Annotated in this window: 26 protein-coding genes; 7 read left to right on the plus strand and 19 right to left on the minus strand. The window is 69.4% G+C overall.

Annotation, left to right across the window (positions count from 1 at the left end; all coding sequences use genetic code 11):
* Nucleotide 1 precedes the first annotated feature (1 nt).
* From BLQ43_RS02775 to rpsF, 17 genes are all read right to left on the minus strand, one after another.
* Nucleotides 2-727 (minus strand): SDR family NAD(P)-dependent oxidoreductase, encoded by a 726-nt coding sequence (locus BLQ43_RS02775; RefSeq protein ID WP_090018574.1) that lies wholly within the window; start codon nucleotides 725-727, stop codon nucleotides 2-4.
* Nucleotides 724-1,260, minus strand: coding sequence for a DUF2937 family protein (locus BLQ43_RS02780; protein ID WP_090018575.1), 537 nt, complete (start codon nucleotides 1,258-1,260; stop codon nucleotides 724-726). The genes BLQ43_RS02775 and BLQ43_RS02780 overlap by 4 nt, the downstream gene beginning before the upstream one ends.
* Nucleotides 1,261-1,300: 40 nt before the next feature.
* The gene (locus BLQ43_RS02785) at nucleotides 1,301-3,049 is read right to left on the minus strand and encodes a sensor histidine kinase (protein WP_090018576.1); all 1,749 of its coding nucleotides are present in this window, start codon (nucleotides 3,047-3,049) and stop codon (nucleotides 1,301-1,303) included.
* Between the two features lie 301 nt (nucleotides 3,050-3,350).
* Nucleotides 3,351-4,436: an ACR3 family arsenite efflux transporter gene (gene arsB, locus BLQ43_RS02790; RefSeq protein ID WP_090018577.1), complete on the minus strand. Its 1,086-nt coding sequence runs from the start codon at nucleotides 4,434-4,436 to the stop codon at nucleotides 3,351-3,353.
* 49 nt (nucleotides 4,437-4,485) lie between these two features.
* A complete protein-coding gene (locus BLQ43_RS02795; protein ID WP_090018578.1) occupies nucleotides 4,486-5,001 on the minus strand; it encodes an arsenate reductase ArsC in 516 nt (171 codons plus the stop codon).
* Nucleotides 4,998-5,354, minus strand: a complete 357-nt coding sequence (locus BLQ43_RS02800) for an ArsR/SmtB family transcription factor (protein ID WP_090018579.1) — start codon at nucleotides 5,352-5,354, stop codon at nucleotides 4,998-5,000. Before BLQ43_RS02800 ends, BLQ43_RS02795 begins: the two co-directional genes overlap by 4 nt.
* Before the next feature lie 118 nt (nucleotides 5,355-5,472).
* Nucleotides 5,473-6,933, minus strand: coding sequence for an amidophosphoribosyltransferase (purF, locus tag BLQ43_RS02805; RefSeq protein ID WP_090018580.1), 1,461 nt, complete (start codon nucleotides 6,931-6,933; stop codon nucleotides 5,473-5,475).
* Complete coding sequence (locus tag BLQ43_RS02810; protein WP_090018581.1) at nucleotides 6,930-7,634, minus strand: CvpA family protein; 705 nt, start codon at nucleotides 7,632-7,634, stop codon at nucleotides 6,930-6,932. Before BLQ43_RS02810 ends, purF begins: the two co-directional genes overlap by 4 nt.
* Nucleotides 7,631-9,061, minus strand: coding sequence for a DNA repair protein RadA (gene radA / locus BLQ43_RS02815; protein ID WP_090018582.1), 1,431 nt, complete (start codon nucleotides 9,059-9,061; stop codon nucleotides 7,631-7,633). The genes BLQ43_RS02810 and radA overlap by 4 nt, the downstream gene beginning before the upstream one ends.
* 17 nt (nucleotides 9,062-9,078) lie before the next feature.
* Nucleotides 9,079-9,855, minus strand: coding sequence for an ABC transporter ATP-binding protein (locus tag BLQ43_RS02820; RefSeq protein ID WP_090018583.1), 777 nt, complete (start codon nucleotides 9,853-9,855; stop codon nucleotides 9,079-9,081).
* Nucleotides 9,852-10,625 carry an MlaE family ABC transporter permease gene (locus tag BLQ43_RS02825; RefSeq protein ID WP_090018584.1) on the minus strand — a complete coding sequence of 258 codons (774 nt, stop codon included), beginning with the start codon at nucleotides 10,623-10,625 and terminating at the stop codon, nucleotides 9,852-9,854. Before BLQ43_RS02825 ends, BLQ43_RS02820 begins: the two co-directional genes overlap by 4 nt.
* 6 nt (nucleotides 10,626-10,631) lie before the next feature.
* Nucleotides 10,632-11,768: an alanine racemase gene (alr, locus tag BLQ43_RS02830; RefSeq protein WP_090018585.1), complete on the minus strand. Its 1,137-nt coding sequence runs from the start codon at nucleotides 11,766-11,768 to the stop codon at nucleotides 10,632-10,634.
* On the minus strand, nucleotides 11,758-13,239 hold the full coding sequence (locus tag BLQ43_RS02835; RefSeq protein WP_090018586.1) for a replicative DNA helicase: 1,482 nt from the start codon (nucleotides 13,237-13,239) through the stop codon (nucleotides 11,758-11,760). The genes alr and BLQ43_RS02835 overlap by 11 nt, the downstream gene beginning before the upstream one ends.
* Before the next feature lie 116 nt (nucleotides 13,240-13,355).
* Nucleotides 13,356-14,588, minus strand: coding sequence for a cyclopropane fatty acid synthase (locus tag BLQ43_RS02840; protein WP_090018587.1), 1,233 nt, complete (start codon nucleotides 14,586-14,588; stop codon nucleotides 13,356-13,358).
* A 234-nt stretch (nucleotides 14,589-14,822) separates the two neighbouring features.
* Complete coding sequence (gene rplI, locus BLQ43_RS02845; RefSeq protein WP_090018588.1) at nucleotides 14,823-15,413, minus strand: 50S ribosomal protein L9; 591 nt, start codon at nucleotides 15,411-15,413, stop codon at nucleotides 14,823-14,825.
* Between the two features lie 31 nt (nucleotides 15,414-15,444).
* Nucleotides 15,445-15,702: a 30S ribosomal protein S18 gene (rpsR, locus tag BLQ43_RS02850; RefSeq protein ID WP_090018589.1), complete on the minus strand. Its 258-nt coding sequence runs from the start codon at nucleotides 15,700-15,702 to the stop codon at nucleotides 15,445-15,447.
* Nucleotides 15,703-15,791: 89 nt separating this feature from the next.
* The gene (gene rpsF, locus BLQ43_RS02855; RefSeq protein ID WP_090018590.1) at nucleotides 15,792-16,169 is read right to left on the minus strand and encodes a 30S ribosomal protein S6; all 378 of its coding nucleotides are present in this window, start codon (nucleotides 16,167-16,169) and stop codon (nucleotides 15,792-15,794) included.
* A gap of 357 nt (nucleotides 16,170-16,526) precedes the next feature.
* Here rpsF and fabD point away from each other — a divergent pair, with 357 nt between their 5' ends.
* The 5 genes from fabD (at nucleotide 16,527) to mltG (ending at nucleotide 20,935) form a co-directional block, all read left to right on the plus strand.
* Nucleotides 16,527-17,471, plus strand: coding sequence for an ACP S-malonyltransferase (fabD, locus tag BLQ43_RS02860; protein WP_090018591.1), 945 nt, complete (start codon nucleotides 16,527-16,529; stop codon nucleotides 17,469-17,471).
* Between the two features lie 50 nt (nucleotides 17,472-17,521).
* Nucleotides 17,522-18,259 (plus strand): 3-oxoacyl-[acyl-carrier-protein] reductase, encoded by a 738-nt coding sequence (gene fabG, locus BLQ43_RS02865; RefSeq protein ID WP_090018592.1) that lies wholly within the window; start codon nucleotides 17,522-17,524, stop codon nucleotides 18,257-18,259.
* A gap of 136 nt (nucleotides 18,260-18,395) precedes the next feature.
* Nucleotides 18,396-18,638: an acyl carrier protein gene (locus tag BLQ43_RS02870; protein WP_090018593.1), complete on the plus strand. Its 243-nt coding sequence runs from the start codon at nucleotides 18,396-18,398 to the stop codon at nucleotides 18,636-18,638.
* Nucleotides 18,639-18,676: 38 nt separating this feature from the next.
* Nucleotides 18,677-19,945: a beta-ketoacyl-ACP synthase II gene (fabF, locus tag BLQ43_RS02875; RefSeq protein WP_090018594.1), complete on the plus strand. Its 1,269-nt coding sequence runs from the start codon at nucleotides 18,677-18,679 to the stop codon at nucleotides 19,943-19,945.
* A 12-nt stretch (nucleotides 19,946-19,957) separates the two neighbouring features.
* Nucleotides 19,958-20,935, plus strand: coding sequence for an endolytic transglycosylase MltG (gene mltG / locus BLQ43_RS02880; protein WP_090018595.1), 978 nt, complete (start codon nucleotides 19,958-19,960; stop codon nucleotides 20,933-20,935).
* Here mltG and BLQ43_RS02885 read toward each other — a convergent pair.
* The gene (locus BLQ43_RS02885; RefSeq protein WP_245659418.1) at nucleotides 20,932-21,705 is read right to left on the minus strand and encodes an SDR family NAD(P)-dependent oxidoreductase; all 774 of its coding nucleotides are present in this window, start codon (nucleotides 21,703-21,705) and stop codon (nucleotides 20,932-20,934) included. The two genes, mltG and BLQ43_RS02885, sit on opposite strands and share 4 nt — an antisense overlap.
* A 157-nt stretch (nucleotides 21,706-21,862) precedes the next feature.
* Between BLQ43_RS02885 and BLQ43_RS02890 the strand changes: the two genes are divergently transcribed.
* Nucleotides 21,863-22,753 (plus strand): YicC/YloC family endoribonuclease, encoded by an 891-nt coding sequence (locus BLQ43_RS02890; RefSeq protein ID WP_218119094.1) that lies wholly within the window; start codon nucleotides 21,863-21,865, stop codon nucleotides 22,751-22,753.
* A 42-nt stretch (nucleotides 22,754-22,795) separates the two neighbouring features.
* The gene (gene gmk, locus BLQ43_RS02895; RefSeq protein WP_090018659.1) at nucleotides 22,796-23,398 is read left to right on the plus strand and encodes a guanylate kinase; all 603 of its coding nucleotides are present in this window, start codon (nucleotides 22,796-22,798) and stop codon (nucleotides 23,396-23,398) included.
* 90 nt (nucleotides 23,399-23,488) lie between these two features.
* Here the strand turns inward: gmk and lon are convergent, their stop codons facing one another.
* Complete coding sequence (gene lon / locus BLQ43_RS02900; protein ID WP_090018597.1) at nucleotides 23,489-25,897, minus strand: endopeptidase La; 2,409 nt, start codon at nucleotides 25,895-25,897, stop codon at nucleotides 23,489-23,491.
* Nucleotides 25,898-26,291 lie beyond the last annotated feature (394 nt).

The following is a 26,291-nucleotide window of genomic DNA, read 5'->3' on the forward strand; positions in this document are numbered from 1 at the left end:
GTTACAGCGCGTGCACGATCTCGCCGTGGCGCTGGCACGCGGGGTCCGCCAGCTTCACAAAGGTTTCCGCCACGGCCATGGGCTCCGGGTGCTGCTCCGGGTCTTCCTCCGGGAAGGCGAAGGCGCGCATGCGCGTGCGGACCACACCGGGATCGAGCAGGTTGGCGCGAATGGGCGTCTTGCGCATCTCCTGCGCCCAGATCTGCACCACGCGCTCCAGCGCCGCCTTGGAGGCCGCGTAGGGGCCGAAGAAGGGAAAGGCCGAGCGGGCCGCGCCGCTGGTGACGAAGATGGCGCGCCCCGCGTCCGACTGGCGCAGCAGCGGCTCCAGGCTGCGGATCAGGCGGTAGTTGGCGGTCACGTTCACGTCCATGCACGCCTGCCAGACGTCCGGCGGCACGTGACTGAGCGGACCGAGCTGGCCCAGCGTGCCGGCGTTGCCCACCAGGATGTCCAGCTTGCCGTGGCGCTCGTAGAGGCTGGCGCCCAGCCGGTCCAGGGCGTCGAAGTCCGTCAGGTCGAGCGGCACGAGGGTCGCGGGCGGTGCGCCGGCGGCCTGGACGCGGTCGTCCATCTCCTCCAGCCCGCCCTGGGTGCGCGCGATCAGGACGAGGTGCGCGCCTTCCTGTGCGAAGCGCTCCGCCACGGCGGCGCCGATGCCGCGCGAGGCGCCGGTGATCACGGCCAGCCGGCCGGCGAGGCGTCCGTTCGCGTGCGTGTCCGTCATGCGTGATCCGTTCCGTGCGTGCTGGTGATCTTCGTGCGCGCGCGGCGGAGCCCCCGGGCCGCGCGGGTGCACAGCATGTGGCCGCCACGCGTCGCCAGCAACACCGCAACGGCGCCGACAGCCGCATACGCCGCCCCCGTGGCGGACAGCGGCAGAGCCGGGGAGAAATCCGCGAGCGCGGCCTCCGCGATGGTGGGGTCGAAATGCCGGACAAACACGACCGGCCGGACCAGCGGCCCGGCGTTCGTCAGGGCGGTGTACGCCGGCTCCAAGCGTTCGAGCGTGGTGTACGTCTCGTGCAGGTCCCTGTACGCCGCTTCCGCCACGCCGCCCTTGGCGCGGAGCCGGTTCAGGGCTTCGTGCACGGCGATCCCCTGACGCTCGGCGTAGCCCGTGATGGCGTCCAGTCCCTCACTGGCTTGCCGGATGCGCGCGCCGACCTCGTGCGTGTAGCGCGCGTACAGCGCCGGCACCTGCGCGCCGGCAGCGCCGCCCGCGAGGGCCGTCAGTGCATGGATCAGCCGGCTGAGCACGGTGCGTCACCGTCGGCATCGTGTGGACCGGGCGCGCGGTTCAGCCCGTGGCCGGAACGGGCACCTCGGCCGCCGTTTCGGCTTGAGGCGTGCAGTCGACGGGCAGCTCGACCGTTGCCGTGGTGCCGTGGCCGGGCGTGCTGTCCAGATGCAGCGCGCCTCCGTGAAGTTCCACCAGTTCGCGGCTGATGGCAAGTCCCAGGCCCGAGCCTTCCTCCTGATCGCGCGAGGTGCGGGCGTCGCTTTGGTGGAGCGGTTGGAGCACCCGCTCAATGTCCGCCGCTGCGATCCCGGCCCCGGTGTCCGTCACGGCCAGCCGCAGCCGGTCGTCGCCGTCCGCCCGGGCGGCAATCGTGACGCTCCCGCCGGCCGGGGTGAACTTCACCGCATTGGTCAGGAGATTGAGCAACACCTGCCGCACGGCGCGTTCGTCGCCGCGAATGGGCAGGCTGTCGGGCAATTCCGTGTGCAGCCGGACGTCCTTGGCGGCTGCGCGCGGCTCCAGCATGCCGAGACACGTCTGCGCGATCCCGGTGACATCGATCCATTCCGGGGAAAGCTCGTAGCGGCCGGCCTCAAGACGGGACAGGTCGAGCAGATCGTTGACCAGATCCAGCAAGTGCCGGCCGCTGTGGTAGATGTGGTCCGCATAGCCGGCGTAGGTATCGCCCACGTCCCCGAACATGCGGCTGCGGATGACGTCGGCGAAGCCGATGACGGCGTTCAGCGGCGTGCGCAACTCGTGGCTCATCGTGGAGAGGAAGCGCGTCTTCGCCTTGTTGGCGGCTTCCGCTTTCTCCTTGGCGTCGTGCAGGGCCGCCCGCATCTCGGCGGCTTCGCGGGTGCGCTCGCGAAAAACCGCGAGCGCACGGGCCATGTCCCCGATCTCGTCGTTGCTCGCCGACGGGATGGGGCGGTCGGTTCGCCCGTTCGCAAAGGCCAGCATGACGCCAACCATGCGTTTGAGCGGGCGCGCGAAGCCGTAGGTCGCGGCCACCGCCGCCAGGACCATCACGAGCCCGATGGCCACCGCCAACATTCCGGCGAGCACCGCGGTGGCGTGCTCGGTGCGCTCGCGCGCCGCCGTCTGCGCGACGTGGGTGCGCTTGGCCTGGATCGCGCGCAGCTGTTCGCCGAGCTTCACCGCCATGTCGGCGCTGCGGCTCAACCGATCGCGCACCGCCTTCAGGCGGGTGCGTTCCTCAAAGATGAAGTTGTTGGACGCCCGCTTCATGCGGTTGCGCTCCAACGCGGTGAGCGTGCGCGTGTTGGCCGCTTGGAACAGGGACAGCAGCTGCGCCAGCGTCGTCCGCGAGCGCTGCAGATAGCCCAGCCGCCGCGCCGCCTCGTCCTGCATGGCCGGGGGCGTGGCGGCCGCCTGCATGAGCCCGGCATCTTCGATCCGCCGCGCCAGCGTGGTCACGTTCGCGGTGTAGCGGTCGAGCGCGCGCGTGAGTTCCGCCCGGCGGGCGCGGGTTCGTTCCGTCAGGCTCGGGTCGCCCTGAAGGAGGCTGCGCTGGTGGACCGCAATGAGCGCGGCCAGCGTCTGCTGAAGCCCGATGATGTCGTCCTTCACGCGGGCAACCGCGGCGTCGAGCCGCGTGGTCACGCGCTGGCGCTCGGCCACGTCCGTCAGGGCCGCGTCCAGCCGGGTGGAGGCGGACCAGAGCGTGTAGGCGTTGAGCGCGGCCAGGATGACGATGGGCACGAGCACAAGGGCCAGGATCTTCGGGACGATGCCGAAGCGCCAGCGACGGCGGCCAGCCTGTTCGCGCGCGGAGAGGGGCATCGCGGCTCCCCCTGGGCGCCCCGTGGCTCAGGGCCGGCCGGAGCCGGTGACCGCGAGGCGCTGCCACACCCTCATACCGAGAGTGTAGAAGCGGCCGGGGCATTCAGCAAATCGCGTGTCCCACGTCGGTTGGATCACCCCGACCGCGAGTACGGGAATACGGAGCCGATTTGGTTGTGTATCAATCGCGTATTGGGCGGTTCTGTCGCACCCTGCAAGCCAGAGATGCCGAAAACTTCGCGTGTGTTGTGTGGTTGTCTTGGCTTCACGATGGGCCCGCAGGGATTCCGCGGCAAACGCCTTATCCGCTGCCCGCCGCTGGGTTCGTGCCGGACGCCGCGCCGCCGCCCTGGAACCAGCGCCGGCCGAGCCAAATCGCCACGTTCACCAGGGCGATGAGCACGGGCACCTCGATCAGCGGGCCGATGACGGTGGCGAAGGCGACGTCCGAGGCCAGCCCGAAGGCGGCGATGGCCACCGCGATGGCGAGCTCGAAGTTGTTGCTGGCGGCCGTGAAGGCGATCGAGGTCGTGCGCGGGTAGTCCGCCTCGATCAGCTTGCCCATGGCGAAGCTGATGACGAACATGACGACGAAGTAGATCGCCAGTGGGGCGGCGATGCGCAGCACGTCGAACGGCAGCTCGACCACGGCGTCGCCCTTGAGCGCGAACATCGCCACGATCGTGAACAGCAGCGCCGCTGGGGTCAGCCAGGAGATCTTCGGCGCGAAGCGCGTCGTGTACCAGTCCTCGCCCAGGCCGCGGCGGAGCACGCCCCACGACAGCACGCCGGCCAGGAAGGGGATGCCCAGATAGATGGCCACGGCCTGCGCCACGGTCCAGAAGCTGACGTCGACGATGCGGCCCTCCAGGCCCACCAGCGGCGGCAGCACGGCCAGGAAGAACCACGCGTAGGCGCTGAAGAAGGCGAGCTGGAACAGGCTGTTGAAGGCCACGAGCCCGGCCACGTACTCGCGCGAGCCGCCGGCCAGATGGTTCCACACCACCACCATGGCGATACAGCGCGCCAGGCCGATCACGATCAGGCCCGTCATGTAGCCGGGATGATCGGGCAGGAAGGTCACGGCCAGCGCGAACATCAGCACCGGGCCGATCACCCAGTTCTGCACCAGCGAGAGCGTGAGCACGCGCCAGTCGCGGAAGACGGTCGGCAGCTCCTCGTACTTCACCTTCGCCAGGGGCGGGTACATCATCAGGATCAGCCCGATGGCGATGGGAATGTTCGTGGAGCCGATGCTGAGGCTTTCCAGCAGCCCGGGCAGGCCGTCGACGCTGGCGCCGAGGCCGACGCCGAGCACCATCGCGGCCAGGATCCAGACGGTCAGGTAGCGGTCGAAAAACGCCATGCGGGGACGCCCGTTCGCCATCGGGGTCTTCCTTCGGTGTCGGGTGCGGTGGGGACGTGTGCGAGGGCGGTCAGGCCGTCTCGCCCGAGCCCTCGGCGCTGCCCAGCTCACGCACACGCCGCTGCAGGCTCATGCGGTCCAGCGAGACGAGGGGCAGGCTGGTGAAGAGGCTCAGCCGGGTGTGGATCTGGCGGTAGACGTCGCTGACGAAGGCGCGGATCTCCGCCTCGGTGCCATCGGCCTTCGAGGGATCGGGGAAAGGCCAGTGCGCCGTGAGCGGATGGCCCGGAAACACCGGACAGATCTCACCCGCGGCCTGGTCGCAGAGCGTGAAGACGAAATCCAGCGCCGGCGCATCCCTCCCCGTGAACGCGTCCCAGGATTTGCTGGCGAGCTTGCCGGTCGGATGCCCGCTGCGCTCCAGCAGATCGAGCACGTACCGGTTGATGCTGCCGCGCGGGTGGCTGCCGGCGCTGTACCCTTTGAAGCTCGGCGGCCCGATGGCGTTGAGGATCGCCTCGGCCATCACCGAGCGGGCCGAGTTGTGCGTGCACAGGAAGAGCACGCGGTAGGGGCGGTCCGTCATGAGCTCCCGTCTCCGTCATCGGCCGCGCATTCGGCCGCGTGGTTCGCCAGATCGCCGCAGATCTCGGGCCGCCCGCCGCAGCAGTCCTCGGTGAGGAAGGCGAGCAGGCGGCGCATGCCCTCGTAATCCGCCGCGTAGTAGATGTGCCGGCTCTGCCGGCGGCCGTGCACCAGCCCGGCCTGTTCCAGCTGCTGCAGGTGGAACGACAGCGTTGCCGGCTGCACGTCCAGGCACCGCGCCAGCTCGCCTTGCGCCATGCCGTCCGGCCCGGCCTGCACCAGGGCGCGGAAAGCGTTCAGCCGCGTGGATTGCGCCAGCGCGGCGAGGGCGGGGACGGCGTCCTGTGTTTCCATGGCTCCAACACCCAAGATATTTCGAGAGTTGGACAACTATCAAAATATGTCGCCGGAAACAAGCGCCCGACCGCGTGGGTCGGGCGCTTGCCGGAATGGGTGGGCGTGTGCCGCGGCGTCAGGCCTCTTCGGAGATGACGGAGAAGAGGTCCGTGTCCGGGGTGTCCTCTTCCTGGTCCACCAACGGGATGGGATAATCGCCCGTGAAGCAGGCGTCGCAGAACTGCGGCTGGTCGGGGTTGCGCCCGGCATGGCCCATGGCGCGGTACATGCCGTCGAAGGAGATGAAGGCCAGGCTGTCGCAGCCGATCACGCTCGCCATGTCCGGCACGGTGTAGCGCGAGGCCAGCAGCTCGCCGGCGTTGGGCGTGTCGATGCCGTAGTAGCAGGAATGCCGGGTTGGCGGCGCGGCGATGCGCATGTGCACCTCTTTCGCCCCGGCGTCGCGCACCATCTTCACGATCTTGGCCGAGGTGGTGCCGCGCACGATGGAATCGTCCACGAGCACGACGCGCTTGCCCTCAATCATGGCGCGGTTGGCGTTGTGCTTCAGCTTCACGCCCAGGTTGCGGATCGACTGCGTGGGCTCAATGAAGGTGCGGCCGACGTAGTGGTTGCGGATGATGCCGAACTCGAAGGGGATCTGCGCTTCGTCGGCGTAACCGATGGCGGCGGGCACGCCGGAGTCCGGCACCGGAATGACGACGTCCGAGGGCGAGTGGCTCTCCCGCGCCAGCTCCTGGCCGATTCGGCGGCGCGCTTCGTAAACGCTGGAGCCCTCGACCACGGAATCGGGGCGGGCGAAGTAGATGTACTCGAAGATGCAGAAGCGCTGGCGATTGCGCGGCGGGAAGGGCCGCAGCGAGCGGAGCCCCTCGGTGTCGATCACCACCATCTCGCCCGGCTCGATGTCGCGGATGACCTCGGCGTCGATGATGTCGAGCGCGCAGGTTTCCGAGGCGAGGACGTAGGAGTCGCCGACGCGGCCCAGCACCAGCGGCCGCACGCCGAAGGGATCGCGCACGCCGATGAGCTGACTGTCCGTCATGGCGACGAAGGCGTAGGCGCCCTCGATGTGCTGAAGCGCATACGTCATGCGGTCCACGGCGCCCTCGACCTCGGCGGGCGCGGCGGCCATGAGGTGGATGAGCACCTCGGTGTCCGTCGTGGACTGGAAGAGCGCCCCGCGCTGCACCAGCTCGCGCCGCAGCTTTTCGAAGTTGGTCAGGTTGCCGTTGTGGCTGAGCGCGAAGCCGCCGAACGCCAGCTCCGCGAACAAGGGTTGGATGTTGCGCATCGCCGTGGCGCCGCTGGTGGAATAGCGGTTGTGGCCGACGGCGATGTGGCCGGTCAGGCGTTCCATGAGGTCGGGCTTGTCGAAGATGTCGCCGACGTGGCCGGTGTCGCGATGGGCGCTGAACTGCCGGCCGTTGTAAGTGACCAGCCCGGCCGCTTCCTGGCCCCGGTGCTGAAGCGCGTGCAGGCCCAGCGCGGTGTGCTTGGCCGCGTCGGGGTGGCCGTAAATACCGAACACGCCGCACTTTTCGCGCAGCGTGTCGGCCGTGGTGTCCGCCGTCATTGCTGCTCACTCCCGCCGGTGCCGGTCTGTTGCTGGATGATGCTTTCGAGCTGCTCGCGCGTCTCGTCCTTATAGCCCTGGCCGCCCGTCTCGCCCGAGGTGTCGGGCTTGACGTCGGGCTGCGCCAGGGCGTCGTAGGCGTCCTTGGCCTGGCGCGCCCGGTCGGCAGTGTCGCGCGCGGAGTCCACCGCCGCGGCGCCGCTCGCGGTCCACGAAGGCGGCAGCAGGCCGGCCATGGTGTGCGCGCCAAATTCCACGAGCTTGCGGCTTTCGGCGTCCTGCACCCAGCTCGGCCGGTCGGCCGGGTCGGGCACCGCCCATTCCATCACCAGCCACGCGGCGGCCAGGATCACGGCGCCGCGCACCAGCCCGAACGCCAGCCCGAGCGAGCGGTCCAGCGCGCCCAGCGACGACTGCTGCACCCGCGCGCCCAGCATGCGCGAAATCACCGCCAGCACGATGAGCACGACCAGGAAGATCGCCACGCCGGCCACGATGTCGGCCACGAGGTCGATGGCGATCAGGTCGCGGGCGTAGGGCTGCGCGTGCGGGAAGCCGTACAGCGTCGCCAGCGCCGCGCCCACCCAGGCGCCGATGCCCAGCACTTCATGCACGAAGCCGCGCAGGAACGCCAGCACCGCGGACACCAGCAGCACCGCCAGCACGACGACGTCGACCGCGTTGATGGGAAGATCGCTCATGGCTCGTGTGCCGGGTGGTCCCCGTCTCCGTCGCTGTCGCGCCGGCGCCGGCGTGTGGGCAGGTCCGAGAAGCGGCCGACCAGATCGTCCAGGTGCCCCAGTTCGTCCGCCGCGATTCCCGCCGGTGGCGCGGGCGCGCGGCTGCCGCGGCGCGGCGGCATCCAGGCCGAAGCAAAGCCCAGCTTGGCGGCTTCCTTCAAGCGTTGTTCCGCCTGACCCACGGGGCGCACCTCGCCGGACAGCCCGATCTCGCCGAAGAGCACCGCGTCCTCGGCCACCGGCTCGTCGCTGGCCGCCGAGAGCAGGGCCGCCGCCACGGCCAGGTCGGCCGCCGGTTCCGCGACGCGCAGCCCGCCGGCAACATTGAGATAGACGTCCTGACCCGCGAGCAAAACCCCGCAGCGCGCTTCCAGCACCGCCAGGATCATGGACAAGCGGTTCGGGTCCCAGCCGACCACCGCGCGCCGCGGTGTCGCCAGGGCGGAGGACGCAACCAGCGCCTGAATCTCCACCAGCACCGGGCGGGTGCCCTCCATGCCGGCGAACACGGCCGAGCCGGCCACGCGCCCCCGGCGCTCGGCCAGGAAGAGGGCGGAGGGGTTGGCGACCTCGGCGAGGCCCGCCTCGGTCATCTCGAACACCCCGATCTCGTCGGTGGCGCCGTAGCGGTTCTTGATGGCGCGCAGGATGCGGAACTGGTGCCCGCGCTCGCCCTCGAAGGTGAGCACGGCGTCGACCATGTGCTCCAGCACCTTGGGGCCGGCGAGTGTGCCCTCCTTGGTGACGTGGCCCACCAGCACGACCGCGATGCCGTAGGCCTTGGCGGCCCGGATCAGGTACTGGGCGCTGGCGCGCACCTGGCTGACCGTGCCGGGGGCGGAATCCAGCTCAGCCGTGTGCATCGTCTGGATGGAGTCCACGACAAGCACCTCGGGTGCGTCCGGGGCCTCCAGTGCCGGCAGGATGTCCTCGACGTTGGTCGCCGCGGCCAGCGCCACGGGCGCGTCGGCCAGATCCAGGCGCTGCGCGCGCAGGCGCACCTGATCCGTGGCTTCCTCGCCGGAGACGTAGGCGCAGGAGATGCCCTCGCGCGCGGCCAGCCGCGCCGCCACCTGAAGCGCCAGGGTGGACTTGCCGATGCCGGGATCGCCGCCGATCAGCACCGAGGAGCCGGGCACGAGCCCGCCGCCGCAGGTGCGGTCGAACTCGGCGAGCCCGGAAACGCGGCGGGGCGGCTGCTCGCCCGTGCCCTTGAGGCCGGTGAAGGTGACGCCGCGTCCGCTCTTGCGCTTGCCGCCGCGCGCGGGCTCGCTCACGGCCTCCTCGACGAGGGTGTTCCACGCGCCGCAGCCCTCGCACCGGCCCAGCCACTTGGGGTGGACCGTGCCGCACTCCTGGCAGACGTATTGGCTCTTCGCCTTTGCCAAACGGTGCTCCCGGGGCGTTACAGCCGTCGCACCGGCATCTGGATGGGGCCTTCGGCGCGGCCGTGGATGAACTGCTGGACGTAGGGGTTGTCGGTGGCGTCCATCTCCGCCACGGAGCCGGTCCAGATGATCTCGCCCTGGTGCAGCATGGCGATGCGGTGCCCGATCTTGCGGGCGCTGGCGATGTCGTGGGTGATGGAGAGCGTGGTGACGTTCTGCTCGCGCACGCAGCCCAGGATCAGCTCGTTGATGACGTCGCCCATGATCGGGTCCAGGCCGGTCGTGGGCTCGTCGAAGAAGATGATCTCGGGCGCGGTGGCGATGGCGCGCGCCAGGCCCACGCGCTTCTTCATGCCGCCCGAGAGCTCCGCCGGGTAGAGGTCGGCCACTTCGTTGCGCAGGCCCACCGCGGCGAGCTTTTCCTCCGCCGCCTCGCGCGCGGCGTCGCGGTCCATGCGCTCGCTTTCGATCAGCGCGAAAGCAACATTTTTCCACACGGGCAGGGAGTCGAACAGCGCGGCGTTCTGGAACAGCATGCCGAAGCGCCGCAGCATGGCATCGCGCTCGCGCCCGCGCACCTTCGTCGCCTCCTGGCCGTCCAGCTGAATGCTGCCGCTGTCCGGGCGGATGATGTTGAGGATGCACTTCAGCAGCACGGACTTGCCGGTGCCCGAACCGCCGATGACCACCACGGACTCGCCGGGCATGACGTCCAGGTCGAGGCCGCGCAGCACCTGGTTTGCGCCGAACGCCTTGTGGAGATCGCGGCAGCGGATCTTGGGGGCGGCGCTCATCGTGCGAAGAACAGCTCCGTGATCAGGTAGTTGGACGACAGGATCAGGATGGAGGCGGAAACGACCGCGTTCGTCGTGGCCGCGCCCACGCCCTGCGCGCCGCCGCTGGAATGGTAGCCGTGGTAACAGCCCATCAGCGTGATGAGGAAGCCGAACACGGCCGCTTTCACCAGACCCGACACCACGTCCATCGGCTGCATGAAGGAAATGGTGTTGTTGAGGTAGGTCGCGGCCGTGAAGTCCAGCTTGTAGATCCCCACCAGGTAGCCGCCGAAGATCCCGATCGTGTCGGCCACCAGCACCAACACCGGCAGCGCGATGATGCCGGCCACGATGCGCGGCGCGATCAAGTACTTAAAGGGATCGGTCGCCAGCGTAATCAGCGCGTCGATCTGCTCGGTCACACGCATCGTGCCCACTTCCGCCGCGTTGGCCGAGCTGACGCGGCCCGCCACCATGAGCCCGGCGAGCACCGGCCCCAGTTCGCGCGTGATCGAGACCACCACCACCTGGGGAATGGTGCTTTCCGCGTTGAAGCGCGCGAAGCCGGTGTAGCTCTGCAGCGCCAGCACCATGCCGGTGAAGATCGCCGTCAGCCCCACCACGGGCAGGGAGTAGTACCCGATCTCCACGAGCTGCGCGCCCAGATTGCGAAAGTAGAACGGCGGTCGCACGCAGTGCGACAGCGCCGTCAGCGCGAACATCGCCAGCCGCCCGGTCGCCGCCAGGAAACTCAGGAGGGTGCGGCCGATCAGTTGCAGGAACGCCATGCGCGGTCAGCCGTCTCCGCCGTGGTAGCTGCGGTGCAGGCGCGCGCCGAGCCCGGTGAGGATCTCGTAGCCGATCGTGCCCGCTTCCGCGGCGAGCGCGTCGACGTCGTGCGTGTCGTCCAGCAGGTCCACGAAATCGCCCGGCGCGAGGCTGTCGTGCGGGATATCGGTGATGTCCAGGGTGAGCGAGTCCATCGAGACGCGTCCGGCCACCGGCACGCGCCGACCCGCGGCGACGGCCACGCCCCGGTTGGACACGGCGATGGGATAGCCGTCCCCGTAGCCGACGCCCACCGTCGCCACCCGGGTCGGGCGGCTGGCGCGGTAGGTCGAACCGTAGCCGACCCCCCGGTACCGGTCAATCTGGCGTACCTGAAGCACGCGGCCGCGCAGGCGCACCACCGGGCGGACCGGCGACGGCCGGCCCGGCGTTGGGTTGATCCCGTAGAGCGCCGCGCCCGGGCGCACCAGATCGAAGTGGTAGGCGCGGCCCAGGAAGACCCCCGAGGAATTGGCCAGCGAGCGCGGCCCGGCCGGCAGGCGCTGCGCGGCCGTGCGGAAGCGCGCCAGCTGAGCGCTGTTTTCCGCGTGGTCCGGTTCGTCGGCGCAGGCGAGGTGGCTCATCACCGCCGTCAGGCCGATACCCTTGAGCCGCTCCGGCTCGCGGATCAGGCGCGCCGTCTCGTCGTCGGGCAGGCCCAGGCGGCTCATGCCCGTGTCCACGTGCAGCGCGGCGGGCAGCTTTTCGTCCCGTTCGCGGGCGCGGGCGCGCCACGCGTCGATGTCCGCGAGGCTGTTGAGCACAGGTGTCAGCCCGTGCGCCAGCAGCGTCTCCCCAGTGTCCGGCGGCAGGCCGTTGAGCACCTGGATGCCGGCATGCGGGAAGCCGGCTTCGGTGAGCACGTGGCGCAGCGCCAGCCCCTCGTCGATCGTGGCGACGAAGAAGGGATCGGCGCCTTCCCGCGCCAGCACGGGCGCGACGCGGTCCATGCCGAGTCCGTAGGCGTCGGCCTTGATGGCGGCGCCACACGCCGCCGCGCCCGCTTCCCGCGCGAGACGCCGGTAGTTGGCCGCGATGGCGTCGAGATCGATGTGCAGGATGCCGCCGGCGCGCGCGGCCAGGGGACCGGCCTCAGCCCTCATCGGGGAACTGATCCTCGGCGGCAAGGTTGCCGAAGCGCGTCGTGCCGCCGTCGAAGGCCAGCTTCACCTGCCCTGTGGGGCCGTGGCGCTGCTTGGCGACGATGGCCTCGGCGACGCCGTAGGCGCGCTCCATCTTCTGTTTCCACTTGTCGATGCGTTCCTGCAGCTTCTCGTCCGACTCGTCGGCGCGTTGAGCGGGTTCCTGCTTGGCCAGGTAGTACTCCTCGCGGTAGACGAACATCACCACGTCGGCATCCTGTTCGATCGTTCCGGATTCGCGCAGATCGGCCAACTGCGGGCGCTTGTCCTCGCGTTGCTCCACCGCGCGGGAGAGCTGCGACAGCGCCAGCACGGGCACGTCAAGCTCCTTGGCGATCACCTTCAGCCCGCGCGTGATCTCCGAGATCTCCTGCACGCGGCTTTCGGGCTTGCTGCCCGCCGTGGGCTGCATGAGCTGGAGGTAGTCGACGACGATCATCCCCAGGTTGTGCTGGCGCTTCAGCCGCCGGGCGCGCTGGCGCACCTGGCCCACGGAGATCGCCGGGGTGTCGTCGATGTAGAAGGGCAGGGTGCTCAGCTCGTGGCTGGCCTGGACGACGGATTCGAAGTCCTCCGACGAGATCTTGCCGCGCCGGATGTTCTCGGAATCGATGCCGCTCTGCTCGGAGAGGATGCGCGTGGCGAGCTGTTCCGCCGCCATTTCCAGGGAGAAGAAGCCGACCACCGCGCCCTCGTTCTCGCCGCGGTCCACCCGCCGGCGCGCGGCGTTGAAGCTGATGTTCGTGGCCAGCGCCGTCTTGCCCATCCCGGGCCGGCCGGCGAGCACGATCAGGTCGGTGTTGTGCAGCCCGCCCAGAAGCTGATCGAGATCCTCCAGCCCGGTGGTGACGCCGGCGATCTGACCTTGCCGCCGGTGGGCCGACTCCGCCTGGGTCACGGCCTGGGTCAGGGCCGTGGAGAAGGCCTTGAAGTCGCCCTCGCTCTGCCCCGTCTCGGCGAGCTGGAAGAGCTTTTGCTCCGTCGCCTCGATTTGCTCGGTGGCGCGGCTGTCCAGGTTGTAGTCGAAGGCCTCGTTGACGATGTCCTCGCCGAGCGCGATCAGCTGCCGGCGCAGATGCAGGTCGTGGATCGTGCGGCCGTAGTGTTCCGCGTTGATCGCGGTGACGTGCGCGTTCTGCAGGTCGGTGAGGTACTGGCTGCCGCCCACGTCCTGCAGGGCGTTGTCGCGCTCGAAGACGTTCTTGAGCGTCACCGCGTTGGCGATCTGGCCGCGGTCGATCAGCTTGGCGCAGGCGGCGTAGATGCGCCCGTGCACGGCGTCGGCGAAGTGATCGGCGCGCAGGAAGTCGGCGACGCGCTCGTAGGCCTGGTTGTTGGCCAGGATGGCGGCGAGCAGGGCTTGCTCGGCCTCATAGTTAACGGGCGGGGTGCGCTCGGCCGTCTGCGATTGATCCAGCGCCGCGCTCGCCATGACACCTTCCTGCTTTCCGGACGGCCCCCGATCCTAGCAGACAGCGGCCGCCTACCCATCCTGTGGAAAATGTGGACAACGGGGACAACTCGACGCGTTCAAGGAGCCGCCCGCGGTCATTCCGCGGCCACGGCCTCCTGCGGGGCGGCCTGGGCGCGCTCCCAGTCGGTGATGTAGTCACGCGTCAGCGGCACGGCGTCCTGCCGCCGGGCAAGCTGCATCTGGAACACCATCTGGCCCATGTGGCGGAAGGACACCTCGCAGCCGGCGAGATAGAACTCCCACATGCGGCAGAACCGTTCGTCGTAGAGGTCCTTGACGCGGTCCCGGTTCGCCATGAAGCGCTCGCGCCAAGCGCGCAGCGTCTCCGCGTAGTGCAGGCGCAGGATCTCGATATCCGTCACCCACAGGCCGGTGCGCTCGACGACGGCCAGCACCTCCGACAGCGCCGGGGTGTAGCCGCCGGGGAAGATGTATTTGCGCAGCCACGGGTTGGTGCCGCCCGGCGGGTCCATGCGCCCGATGGAATGCAGCAGGGCCACCCCGTCGTCGGCCAAGCGGTCGCGCACCGTGCGGAAGAACTCGGGGTAGTGGGCCGTGCCCACGTGCTCGAACATCCCCACCGAGACGATGCGGTCGAAGCGCCCCGAGAGGTTGCGGTAGTCCTCCAGCTTGAAATCGACCCTGCCGTCCAGGCCCGCCTTGCGCGCGCGCTCGCGCGAGAGCTTGATCTGCTCATCCGACAGCGTGAGCCCCGTGACCTGCGCATCCGCCGTGTTTGCCAGGTAAAGGCCCAGACCGCCCCAGCCGGAGCCGATGTCGAGCACCGAGAGACCCGGCCGGTCGAGCCGCAGCTTCGCCGCGATGTGGCGCTTCTTGTCGTGCTGCGCCTGTTCCAGGGTGTTGTCGGGGTGCGTGAAATAGGCGCAGGAATACTGCCGGTCGCTGTCCAGGAAGAGATCGTAGAGCTCGCCCGAGAGGTCGTAGTGGTGGGCGACGTTGCGGCGCGCCCGGCTGACCGGGTTGAAGGTCTGGATCGGGCGCAGCGCCCGGCCCACGCGGTCGAACATGCCCCACAGCGGGTGCTGCTCCACGTTGACGACGTTGCGGCCGGCGAGTTCGAGAAAATCGTAAAGGCTGCCGTCCTCCACCGTCAGGCGGCCGTCCATGTAGGCCTCGCCGAGGTGGAGTTTCGGGTTCGTCAGCAGCTTGTATTCGGTGGCGCGATCGTGCAGCCGCACCGTGACGCGCGGTTCACCCCGGCCGAAGGTCTCCGATTTGCCCGCCGCATCCACGACCGTCAGCGTGCCTTCCCGCACGACTTGCCGGAACAGCAGCGCGGCCAGCATGGGTGCGTCTCTCCCGTCCGAAGCGGGCCAGGCCGGGGCGGCGACAGCAGCGCTCCGCCCCGTCGGGCCTGCCCGCACGATCCAACATGCGAGCATACGGAACGGCTCGGACCACCCGGGCCGAGCCGTCTCAACCTCACTTGGCTGAAGTTTAGCGAAGCCGGAAATACGGGTCCAGCCGCCGCCCGGCGGCGATGCGCGCCGAACGGCGACCGGACGTTTCGTGCGGAGACGTTAGCCCGTGGTCTCTTCGGGCTGGCCGCTTTCCTCTTCCAGCGCCTCGACCTCGGAGAGCACCTCGTCGACCGCCTGCTCGGCGATCTCGCGCTGCTCCTCGACGCTGACGGTGCGGCCGGCGGACGCCTGATGCTCGGCCTCCGCCTCGGAGCGGGCCACGTTGACGGTGACGCTGGCCTCGACCTCGGCGTGCAGGCGCACGGCGATCGGGTGCAGCCCCACCGACTTGATCTGGCGGTCCAGCAGCACCTGGCCGCGCTCCACCTGGGCGCCCTTCTCGCGCAGGGCGTCGGCGATGTCGCGCGCGGTGACGGACCCGTAGAGCTGGCCCGTCTCGCCGGCCTGACGGATCATGGTGAGCGACAGGCCGTTGATCTTTTCCGCGGCCTTCTCGGCCTCCCGGCGGCGCTCGAGGTTGCGCGCCTCGATCTCCGCCCGGCGGGCACGGAAGTACTCGCGGTTGCTTTCATTGGCGCGCAGCGCCTTGCCCTGGGGCAGGAGGTAGTTGCGCGCGAAGCCGTCGCGCACGCGCACCTCGTCGCCCATGTGGCCCAGGCTGCCCACGCGCTCCAAGAGAATCACGTTCATGACCGTTTCCTCCTTCGCGCCGGAACCGGCGTTACGAAATCACGTAGGGCAGCAGGGCCAGGTGACGCGCGCGCTTGATCGCCTGCGCCAGCTCGCGCTGCTTCTTGGCCGAGACGGCCGTGATGCGGCTGGGCACGATCTTGCCGCGCTCACTGATGAAGCGCTGCAGCAGCTTGGTGTCCTTGTAGTCGATCGTGGGCGCGTTCGGGCCCGAGAAGGGGCAGCTCTTGCGCCGACGATAGAAGGGGCGGCGAACGGCGCCGCCGCGGCTGACGATTTCGACTGCCATGCCGGTCTGTCCTCCGTTGCGTCCGGTTCACCCCGGCTGGCCGAACGGTCGATGGGCCGGGGCGTGTGGAATGCGGGCTGAGGCGCGCGTTACTCGTTCCGGCGCCGGCCGCCCCGGCCACCGCCGCGGCGCCCGTCTTTGCGCTCCTTGCGCTCCATCATCACCGAGGGATTGTCATCCAGCGTCTCGGTGCGAAGCGTGAGATAGCGGATGATGTCCTCGTTGAAGCGCATGTTGCGCTCGAGCTCGTGAACCGCTTCCGGCGGGCAATCGAGATTGAACATCACGTAATGCCCCTTGCGGTTCTTCTTGATCCGGTACGCGAGGTTGCGCAGGCCCCAGTGCTCGGTCTTGGTCACGCGACCGCCGTACTCCTCGACGATCTGCTGAAACTGACCGGCCAACTCTTCCACGTTGGAGGACGACACGTCCTGGCGTGCGATGAACACGCTCTCGTAATACGGCATCTGTTGTCCGCTCCTCTTGGCTGTTTCGCGGGCCGTAGCTCCACGGACTTGGACCGGGAAGCCGGGCGGCCCTAGCCGGCCCGTCTCCAAGCCCGCCGGCGATCCGGCAGGCCCCCGCCGCGGGCCGGCGAGGAGGCTTTGCGAGGAGGCCGGAGCATACAAACCAGCGTGCGCAACGCAACAGGGTGCGGCCCGCTTTCCGTCGTTCGCGCGGGCTCGATTCACCCGGACACCCGCGTGGGATACGATGCAATCCCGCAATGATGTGCGGTGAACCTTGACAGGAGCCGGGCAGACGCTATGCCTGCGCCGCGCTCGCCAGCACCGTGCGCCATTTCGATTTGAGGAGCGTTCGCCATGGCGCGGGCTTTCGTGTTTCCCGGGCAGGGCTCGCAGGCAGTCGGCATGGGCCGTGAATTGGCGGCCACCTACGCCAGCGCGCGCGAGACCTTCGAGGAAATCGACGACGCGCTGAGCCAGCACCTGTCGCGCCTGATGGCGGAGGGGCCGGAGGATGAGTTGACGCTCACCGCCAACGCGCAGCCGGCGCTGATGGCCGTCAGCCTGGCCGTCGTGCGCGTGGTGGAGGAGCAGGGCCGCCTGCGCCTGGCCGATCACGGGGCCTTCATGGCGGGTCACTCCCTGGGCGAGTACTCGGCGCTGGCCGCCGCGGGCTCGCTGGACGTGGCGACGACGGCCCGGCTATTGCGCACGCGCGGGCAGGCGATGCAGGACGCGGTGCCGGTGGGCCAGGGCGCGATGGCGGCGCTCATGGGTCTCAACCTGGACACCGTTCGCGATATCGCCGAGCAGGCCGCGGATCAGGGCGTCTGCGAGCCGGCGAACGACAACGCGCCGGGACAGGTCGTCGTCAGCGGCGACACGGCCGCAGTGGAGCGCGCGGTGACGCTCGCCAAGGAGCGCGGCGCCAAGCGGGCGGTCATGCTGCCGGTCTCCGCACCCTTCCACTGTCGCCTGATGACGCCGGCGGCTGAGACGATGGAGCGGGCGCTGGCCGACACGCCGATCGCCGCGCCCAGCCTGCCGGTCGTCAGCAACGTGACCGCGCAGCCGGAAACCGAGCCCGAAGCCATCCGCGAGCGCCTCGTGGAGCAGGTGACGCGCACAGTGCGCTGGCGCGAGAGCGTGCAGACAATGCAGGCGCGGGACGTGGACACGCTCGTCGAGGTGGGCCACGGCACGACGCTCAGCGGCCTCGCGCGGCGCATCGACCGCTCGCTGGCGAGCCAGGCCGTGGGCGGGCCGGAGCAGATCGACGCGTTGCTGGAGCGCCTGAGCTGAATCGCAGCGCGCAGGGCGCGCGGACTGTATCGCGGACGTGAGGAGGCGGGATGTTCGACCTGACCGGCAAGGCGGCGCTGGTGACCGGCGCCTCCGGCGGAATCGGCGGCGCGATCGCGCGCACGCTTCACGCCCAGGGCGCCTCGGTGGCCCTGTCCGGCACGCGGCGCGAGAAGCTGGACACCCTGGCCGACGAGTTGGGCGAGCGCGTGGCCGTAACGCCCTGCGACCTGCGCGACGGCGACGCCGTGAGCAAGCTGCCGGGCGAGGCCGAGAAGGCGCTGGGTTCGCTGGACATCCTGGTGAACAACGCCGGGCTGACGCGCGACACCCTCGTCATGCGCATGAAGGACGAGGACTGGCAGGACGTGCTGGACGTCAACCTGACGGCCGCCTTCCGCCTGTCGCGCGGCGCGCTCAAGGGCATGATGAAGCGCCGTTGGGGCCGCATCATCAACGTCGCCTCGGTCGTGGGCGCGATCGGCAATCCGGGGCAGGGCAACTACGTCGCCTCGAAGGCCGGGCTGATGGGCTTCAGCAAGTCGCTGGCAGCGGAAACGGCCGCGCGCGGCATCACGGTCAACTGCATCGCGCCCGGATTCATCGAGTCCGCCATGACAGACGAGTTGAGCGAGGATCAGCGCGAGCAGATCCTGGCGCGCATTCCCGCCGGCCGCATGGGCCAGGCGGACGAGGTGGCGTCCGCCGCCGCCTATCTCGCAAGTCCGGCAGCAAGCTACGTCACGGGCCATACCTTGCACGTCAACGGGGGAATGGCCATGCTGTGACCCCTGTTTCGGGGGTTATGGCTGGCCAGTGCATGGCCGCCTGTGCTAGCAGCCGACGCCGTTTCACTGTGTGCGGATGCATCCCGGATGGATGCATCCGGGATGCTCACACCGAGGGGAAGGGTCACGACAAGCCATGAGTGAGAACGACACCGGCGAGCGCGTGAAGAAGATCGTCGTCGAGCACCTGGGCGTCGACGAGTCCAAGGTCACCGACAACGCCAGCTTCATCGACGATCTGGGCGCCGACAGCCTCGACACCGTCGAGCTGGTCATGGCGTTCGAGGAGGAGTTCGGCTGCGAGATTCCGGACGACGCGGCCGAAAAGATCGTGACCGTCAAGGACGCGGTGAACTTCATCCAGGAGCACGCCGGCTGAAGCCCATCCGGACACGCTGAGCGAGCCGAACCGCGCCCATGAGACGCGTAGTGATCACCGGCCTGGGCTTGCTGACGCCGCTTGGATGCGGCGTCGAAGCCTCGTGGCAGCGCCTTCTCGACGGCCAGTCCGGCGTTCGGGAGATCGATTCCTTCGACGTTTCGGACATTGCCTCCCGCATCGCGGGGCAGGTGCCCAGGGGCACCAAGGCCGACGGGGGCTTCGACCCCGACGAGTGGGTGGCCCGCAAGGACCAGCGCAAGCTGGACGAGTTCATCGTCTACGGCTTGTGCGCGGCGCAGCAGGCCGTCGAGGATTCGGGCTGGATGCCCGAGGACGAGGAGAGCCGCGACCGGACCGGCGTGATGATCGGCTCCGGCATCGGCGGTCTCCAGACGATCTGCGAGGGGGCCGTGACCGTGCGCGAGCGCGGGCCCCGGCGCCTGTCGCCGTTCTTCATCCCGGCGGCGCTGATCAACCTCGTCTCGGGGCAGGTGTCCATCCGCTACGGCTTCCGCGGCCCCAACCACGCCGTGGTCACGGCGTGCTCGACCGGGGCGCACGCCATCGGCGACGCGGCGCGGCTGATCGCGCTGGACGACGCCGACGTCATGGTGGCCGGGGGTGCGGAAGCCGCGGTGTGCCGCGTGGGCATGGCCGGCTTCTCCTCCGCCAAGGCGCTGTCCACCGGCTACAACGACCAGCCCGAGCGGGCGTCGCGCCCGTGGGACCAGGGCCGCGACGGCTTTGTCATGGGCGAAGGTGCCGGCACGGTCGTGCTGGAAGAACTGGAGCACGCCAAGGCCCGCGGCGCGCCGATCTACGGTGAGGTCCTGGGCTACGGCATGTCCGGCGACGCCTACCACATCACCGCCCCGGCGGAGGACGGCAACGGCGCCTACCGCTCGATGAAGGGCGCCCTGCGCTCGGCGAAGCTGGATGCGACGGACATCGACTACGTCAACGCGCACGGCACCTCGACGCCGCGCGGGGACGAGATCGAGCTGAACGCCGTGAAGCGGCTGTTCGGCGATCACGCCTACACCATGTCGATGTCGTCCACGAAATCCGCCATCGGCCACCTGCTGGGCGCGGCCGGTGCCGTGGAGGCCATCTTCTCCATCCTGGCGACCCAGCGCGGGGTGGTGCCGCCGACGCTTAACCTGGACGACCCGTCGCCGGAGTGCGACGATGTCGACCTCGTGCCGCACCAGGCGAAGGAACGGCCGGTCCGCCGGGCGCTGTCCAATTCCTTCGGGTTCGGGGGCACGAATGCGAGCGTCATCTTCGGGACGTACGAGGGCTGACGGCGGGAGCGCGTGAGGCGGCTGCTCGTTCTTCTCTCCTTCTTCGCCACCGGCATCGTCGTTGCCGGGGCGACCGGGCTGATCTGGGGCACGAAGCAGTTCGAATCGCCCGGCCCGCTGGAAGCGCGCACGACGGTCGAGATTCCGCACGGCGCAGGGCTGTCGACCGTCGCGCGCAAGCTGAAGGCTGCGGGCGTTATCGAACACGAACTCGTCTTCAGCCTCGGTGCGCGTCTGACGGACCGGGCCGGCGCCCTCAAGGCCGGCGAGTACGCCTTCCCGCCGGCCGTCAGTCCCGACAAGGCGCTGGCGCGGATCGTCGCCGGCCGCACCGTGACCTACAGCCTGACGATTCCCGAGGGCCTGACCAGCGCCCAGGTGGTCGAGCGCGTGCGCGAGGCCGAGGCGCTGTCCGGCGCGATCCGCGAGATCCCGGCAGAGGGCACGCTGCTGCCGGAAACCTACACCTACAGCCGCGGTCACACGCGGGCGCGCATGATCAACCGCATGCAGGCGTCGATGGACCGCCTGCTGGCGAAGCTCTGGCCCGAGCGCGCCACGGATTTGCCCATCCATTCCAAGCGCGAGGCCGTGACGCTGGCCTCGATCGTGGAAAAGGAAACGGCCGTTCCGGACGAGCGCGCCGTGATCGCCGGCGTCTTCATCAACCGGCTGCGCAAGGGCATGCGCCTTCAGTCCGACCCCACGGTGCGCTATGCCGTCACCGAGGGCGAAAAGACGCTCGACCGGCCGTTGACGCAAGCCGATCTGGACCGCGACGACCCCTACAACACCTACACCCGCAAGGGGCTGCCGCCGGGGCCCATCGCAAACCCCGGCCGCGCGGCGATCAAGGCGGCGCTGAACCCGGCGGACACCGAGTACCTCTATTTCGTCGCCAGCGGCAACGGCGGCCACGCCTTCGCCAAGACGCTGGAAGCCCACAACGAGAACGTCGCCGAGTACCGCGAGCGGCAGCGCAGCAATTAATCCTTGGCGGGCAGGCGGCTGAGCAGCGCGTCCGTGACACCCGGCGGTAGCGCGGCCAGCAGCCACACGGCCGCCGCCAGCGGGCGCGGAAAGCTGATACGCGGTTTGTCTTTCGCCAACCTTCGTTTGATGCGCCAGGCGGCACGGTCGGCGTCCATCAGGAAGGGCATGGGGAAGGCGTTCACCGACGTCATTGGCGTTTCCACGAAGCCAGGACAGACCACGCTGACGCCGATCCCCGCGTCCGCCAGATGGCCGCGCAGGGCTTCGCCCCAAACGCGCACGGCCGCCTTGCTGGCGCAGTAGGCGGGCGCCCCCGGGAAGCCGCGAAAGGCCGCCAGCGAGCTGACGATGGCGATCTGGCCGCGTCCGCGTTCGCGCATGCGCTCGATCCCCGGGTCCAGGGTGTTGAGCACGCCGCCCAGGTTGGTGGCGAAGATGGCGCGCGCCTGCTCGGCGCTTTCGGCGCCGCTTCCCGTGCCGGCGGAAATGCCGGCGTTGGCGATCGCCAGCTCCAGCGGGGCGGTCGCGTCCGCCTCGGCCACCCACGCGGCCGTTGCTTCGCGGTCGTCCACGTCCAGCGTGCGGGTGTTCACCTGGGCACCCGACTGCCGCGCGGCCGCCGCGACCTGCTCGAGCCGCTCGGCGTTGCGCCCGCTGAGGAAGAGGGTCACGCCCGGCGCCGCGTACGCGCGCGCCAGTGCCGCGCCGATGCCGCTGGACGCGCCGGTGATAAGCACGGATCGGGGGTCGCGGACGGCGTTCGCCACGCACGCCTCCATCGCAGAGGGTGAATCACCGGCTGAACGTTAGCGGCACGGACCGTGCCACCCAAGCGTGCGCCCGCACGGATTGCGGCATCTTGTGCCCGGGCGCGGCGCGTGGCACCTCTCGCGCACCCGCAGACCTTTAGCACGGGGAAGCGCCGTGACCGTCGCCAGCATGACCGGATTTGCCCGCCGCGACGGCGGGGACGACCAGGTCGCCTGGACCTGGGAGCTGAAGAGCGTCAACGCGCGCGGGCTCGACGTGCGCCTGCGCCTGCCGAACGGCATGGAAGCGCTGGAGCAGCGCGTGCGCAGCGCGGTGCAGGGCGTGTGCACGCGCGGCACTGTCAACGTCACGCTCTCGCTGGACCGTGGGCAGACGCAGCCGAGCTTCCAGGTCAACCGCGAGATGCTGAACCAGCTGCTTGCGCTGTCGCGGGAGATCGCGGGCGAAACCGAGGTCGCGCCGCCGCGCGTCGACGGCCTGCTCAACATCAAGGGCGTGCTTCAAACCGCCGACACGCCCGAGGAAGACCCGGACGTCGTCGGCGCGCGCCAGGAGAAGATGCTGGCCGACCTGGACGGCGCGCTGGCGGAGCTGGGCGAGGCGCGCCGCGCCGAGGGCGAGCGCCTGAAGACCGCGGCCATGGCGCACCTGGACGAAATCGCCGGCCTGATCGACACCGCCCGTGCCAGCGCCGCGGCGCAGCCCGACGCCCTGCGCGAGCGCCTGCGCCGTCAGGTCGCCGAGCTGCTGGACACGGACGTGGGGCTGTCCGAGGACCGGCTGGCGCAGGAGGCCGCCGTGCTGGCCAGCAAGGCCGACGTGCGCGAGGAGCTAGACCGGCTCGCCGCCCACGACGCCGCCGTGCGCGAGCTTCTGACGCAGGGCGGGGCGATCGGCCGGCGCCTGGACTTCTTCTGTCAGGAACTCAACCGCGAAGCCAACACGGTGTGCTCGAAGTCGAGCGACACGGCGTTGACCCGCACGGGTGTGGCGCTCAAGAACGCCGTCGAGCAGCTTCGCGAGCAGGTCCAGAACATCGAGTGAGCCGAAACCGTGCAGGATGCCTTCGTTCAACGCCGCGGCCTGATGCTGGTGCTGTCCTCGCCGTCGGGTGCGGGCAAGACGACGATCTCGCGCGAGCTGCTGGGCCGGGACGGCAACCTCGCGCTCTCCGTCTCCGCCACCACGCGCGCGCCGCGGCCGGGCGAAGAGGACGGCGTGCACTATCACTTCCTGGATGAGGGCGAATTCCGCCGCATGGTCGCGGACGGGGATTTCCTCGAACACGCGGAAGTCTTCGGCAAGCTCTACGGCACGCCGCGCCGGCCCGTGGAGCGCACCCTGGACGCCGGCGGCGACGTGCTCTTCGACATCGACTGGCAGGGCACGCGCCAGCTTCGCGACACCGCGCGCGCCGATCTCGTCTCCGTCTTCGTGCTGCCGCCGTCGATGGACGCGCTCGCCGAGCGCCTGCGCCAGCGCGGGCAGGACTCCGAGGCCGTGGTGCGCGAGCGCATGGCCAAGGCCGCCGACGAGATGAGCCACTGGCGCGAGTACGACTACATCGTCGTCAACGAAAGCATTCCGGAAAGCGTCCGCCGCGTGGAAGCGATCCTCCAGGCCGAACGCCTGCGCCGCGAGCGGCAGACGGGCCTGCCGGATTTCGTGGGGCGGCTGACCGACGTTTGATCTCGGCGCCGCGGCCGAAAACGCGGCACAAAAGAAGCCCGGCCGCTTTTGGCGGCCGGGCCGTTTTCTCGTCAGCCGTGACGGGCGGGATCAGTGCCGCGTGACCGGTTTGGCCTCGCCGGCCTCGGGATGCGGAAGCTGCTCCACCTCCTCGGGCGCCACGTCGCTGATGGGCGTGGGCTCCTGGGTGAGGGCGTTGTGCAGCACCTCGTCCAGGCGCTCGACCGGGATGATGGTCAGGCTGCGCTTCACGTTGTTCGGGATGTCGGCGAGGTCCTTCTCGTTCTCCTTAGGGATCAGGACCGTCGACAGCCCGCCGCGCAGCGCGGCCAGCAGCTTCTCCTTGAGGCCGCCGATCGCCAGCACGCGCCCGCGCAGCGTCGCCTCGCCGGTCATGGCCACGTCGTGGCGCACCGGAATGCCCGTCAGCGCGGAGACGATCGCCGTGACCATGGCGATGCCGGCGGACGGGCCGTCCTTGGGCGTCGCGCCCTCCGGCACGTGGACGTGGATCGACTTGCGCTCCAGCAGGCTCGGGTGGATGCCGTATTCCGCCGACCGGCTCTTGATGAAGAACTCGGCCGCCTGGATCGACTCCTTCATCACGTCACCGAGCTTGCCGGTGGAGGTCACCTTGCCCTTGCCGGGCACCGTGACCGCCTCGATCGACAGCAGTTCGCCGCCGACCTCGGTCCACGCCAGCCCCGTGGCCACGCCGACCAGATCCTCCTGCTCGGCCACGCCGTACTTGTAGCGCGGCACGCCGGCGTACTTCTGGAGGTTCTGGCGCGTCACCTGGATCTGCTTGGCCGCACCCGTGGTGATGTCCTTCACCGCCTTGCGGGCCAGCGAGCCCACCTCGCGCTCCAGGTTGCGCACGCCGGCCTCGCGGGTGTAGCGCCGGATCAGGTCGCGCAGCGCGCCGTCCGACAGCGACCACTCGCTCTCGTCCAGGCCATTTTCCGTGCGCTGCTTGGTGATGAGGTGGCGCTTGGCGATCTCCACCTTCTCATCCTCGGTGTAGCCGGGGATGCGGATGATCTCCATGCGGTCCAGCAGCGCCGGCGGCATGTCGAGCGTGTTGGCGGTGGTGATGAACATCACCTCCGACAGGTCGTACTCGACGTCCAGGTAGTGGTCGACGAAGTGCGAGTTCTGCTCGGGGTCCAGGATCTCCAGCAGGGCGGAGGAGGGATCGCCGCGCCAGTCGGCGCCGAGCTTGTCCACCTCGTCCAGCAGGAAGAGCGGGTTCTTCGTCCCGGCCTTCTTCATGCCCTGGATAACCTTGCCCGGCATCGAGCCGATGTAGGTGCGCCGGTGGCCGCGCATTTCCGCCTCGTCGCGCACGCCGCCCAGCGACTGGCGGACGAACTCGCGGTTCGTGGCGCGGGCGATGGACTTGCCCAGGGAGGTCTTGCCCACGCCCGGCGGCCCCACGAGGCACAGGATCGGCCCCTTCACGCGCCCCATGCGCTTCTGGACCGCCAGATACTCGATGATGCGCTCCTTCACGCGCGTCAGGCCGTAGTGGTCCGCGTCCAGCACTTCGCGGGCGACGTCGATGTCGTTCTTGACGCGGCTGCGCTTCTTCCACGGCACGGCCAGCATCCAGTCGAGGTAGTTGCGCACCACCGTCGACTCGGCCGACATCGGCGACATGTTCTTGAGCTTTTTCAGCTCGTTCTGGGCCTTTTCGCGCGCCTCCTTCGTCATCTTCGTCTTCTTGAGGCGCTCCTCCAGCTCCTGGAGTTCGTCCTGGCCCTCGTCGCCCTCGCCGAGCTCCTTGCGGATCGCCTTGAGCTGCTCGTTCAGGTAGTACTCGCGCTGCGTCTTCTCCATCTGCTTCTTGACGCGGTTCCGGACGCGCTTTTCGGCCTCCAGACCGCCGATCTCGCCCTCGATGTAGGCGTAGACCTTCTCAAGCCGCTCGCTGACGGAGTCGCTTTCCAGCAGCTCCTGCTTGTCGGCGATGTTCAGCGACAGATGCGAGGCGATGGTGTCCGCCAGCTTGCTGGGGTCCTCGATCTGCGAGACGGTGTTGAGGACTTCCGGCGGGATCTTCTTGTTGAGCTTGATGTACTGCTCGAACTGCGAGACGACGCTGCGGCGCAACGCATCCAGCTCGCGGTCCTCCGCCGCTTCCTCGCCGATGACCTCGGCCTCGGCCTCGAGGAAGTCCTCGTTCTCGGTGAACCCGCCGATGCGCGCACGCTGACCGCCCTCGACCAGCACCTTGATCGTGCCGTCCGGCAGCTTGAGCAGCTGAAGGATGCTGGCGAGCGTGCCGACCTCGTACAGGTCCTTGGCGCCGGGGTCCTCGTGCTGCGCGTCCTTCTGCGCGACCAGCAGAATCTGCTTGTCGTCCTTGCGCACGTCCTCGAGCGCATTCACCGACTTCTCGCGCCCGACGAAGAGGGGCACGATCATGTGCGGGAAGACGACGATGTCGCGCAACGGAAGGACGGGATACTGTGTTCCGGCCTTGGACAGTTCCAACATGGTTCCTCGACTTTGCGGCCTTCGGCGATCCCGGGGGACAACCCCAGCGAAGCGCCTCGCGCAATGGATGATGTGCCGTCTGGTGTTTGGCGTTGACCCGTATGTTGCGTTCGCGCGCCGTTCCTTCAAGAGCCGTGCCGACCATGGCAACGATGGCACAGCAGGCCCGTGGCGGGAATATGGCGTCAGGCGTCCGGGCGGGCGAGGGGGCGCCAGCCCGTCAAGCGCCGGGATCGCCCGCCGGTGGCGGGGCGAGCGGGGCCGGCGCTGCGTCCAATCGCCGGGTCAATTCGCCGTTGCGGGTGTTGGCGCGCTCGCGGTGCGCCCCGTCCACCTGGAGCGAATTGCCGCCGACAAGCTGGACATCGTGCACGCCGCTGGCAACCGGAGCGTG

Source organism: Limimonas halophila (assembly GCF_900100655.1).
GTDB lineage: Bacteria > Pseudomonadota > Alphaproteobacteria > Kiloniellales > Rhodovibrionaceae > Limimonas > Limimonas halophila.